This window comes from Oleiphilus sp. HI0043 (assembly GCF_001634935.1).
The window spans coordinates 1-1,471 of the sequence record NZ_LWEY01000717.1 but is presented as its reverse complement, the minus strand read 5'-3'; the positions used below and the strand labels follow the sequence as shown (position 1 = coordinate 1,471).

At 42.2% G+C, this 1,471-nt stretch carries 2 protein-coding genes; both read right to left on the bottom strand.

The features are described from left to right. A partial coding sequence (locus tag A3729_RS08420; RefSeq protein WP_156497805.1) for a hypothetical protein occupies positions 1-619 on the bottom strand: 619 nt, incomplete at its 3' end. Between the two features lie 3 nt (positions 620-622). Further along, a partial coding sequence (locus A3729_RS08415) for a DUF1631 family protein (RefSeq protein ID WP_156497804.1) occupies positions 623-1,471 on the bottom strand: 849 nt, incomplete at its 5' end.

Here is a 1,471-nt window from a genome sequence, read left to right as displayed (position 1 = left end):
TTATTGCTCCATTGGGGAATAAGCGAAGCGTTATTGTATAGGCAACTTCTTTACGTTTGTGAGTGTTCATTACCGCATGAAAAGGGTCGTATAGAGAGTCCTTCCTGAGTGCGCTCAAAAGTAAAATCTCGTAGTCGCTGAGTTGCTCAAGTTCCTTGCTCGAGACTTGTTTTGTCTGGCTGGGTTTAAGGCTTTGCTTATCGCGGCTGAAAATATTTTGTAATCCGTGAATTGCCGTGCTTGGATTAGATCCACGAAAAGCAGGGCTGTCTAGCCGAGTGTGTTTGTCCGACAGCTTCTTCACGGCATTTTGATTAGGACTTAGGCTGCCTTTTGATGAGGAGTCACGTTTAGTTTGGGTGTCGCTTTTAAATTGCGATTGGTTAAGTGTCGCTAAATATTCTTGTGCTGCGCGTGAGTTTTCTTCGGCGCTAAGTGATGAGCTTGAAAATTGCGAGCTTCTGTCTGCAGATACTAGCTTGAAGGGGATAGTCTTTTCCTTGGTTTCAAGGAATGATATGTCGAGCCAGTAGATCAATAGGGCCAAGATTGTGTGAATCAAAATGGCAGCGAAAGCCGCTAAGCTGAGCCGAAGACTTTGGTTGCTCTCGGTATTCACAAATTAGAGTGTACTTGCTTTCTGGCTTAGGCTACTGGTTAGTGCGTTCATGGCTCTATCAATTAGCAGTCCTTGCTCTAGAACAATTGTGTGCTTCCTTTTTAGATCATTCGCCAGGTCGGTTTTGGTTTTTTCACAAGACTTTAGCCCCATGCGATTGACGAAAATATAGCTATCTGCATCATTGATGACCGCTGACAGCTTGCATCGCTGTTTGCTATCGTTGTTTGTAAACTCAAACCAAGTGCCAACTTCAATTTGCTCAATTTGCTCAATATATTTATTTAAACTGGAGTCTATCGATGCTTGTNGGCGCTCAATTGCAGTTTCAGCCTTTGGCTCGTTCTCCTCATTTACAGGAGGAACAATATTATGACTCAAGTTAAATGAGTTTTGCTTAAATGTGTTTGTGAGTGTTGAGCGAATCTCGACAAGTGCCTGGTCAAGATCGGCTGTATTATAGGAAACTTCTTCAAGACCTGACTTAAGCTCTTTTAATACTTTAGGGGCAATGGCGATCCAGTACTGGCGATCTTTAGGTTTTTCAAACGGCTGCAAACACCAGATTAGGTTCTCGGCTGTTTTACAGCTGTGTTCCCACTGATGCTCTTCTTCGTCTTTCAGGTATGCTAGAAACATAACGCGACTCCAGCCACCGCGAATTGTTTCAAGGACTAAGTCAGGAATAGAAATTTGAGAGCTATCTAGCAATGAATCTAGCTTATCTTCGACACATTTTTGAGCTTGGCGAGACTTAATTTGGCCAATTTCAGATTCCTTTGTTCTTTGCTCGACAATCTTAGATTTCTTTTCTTCTTTTTTAACAAAAGCACTAAATTCTTCATATAGCTT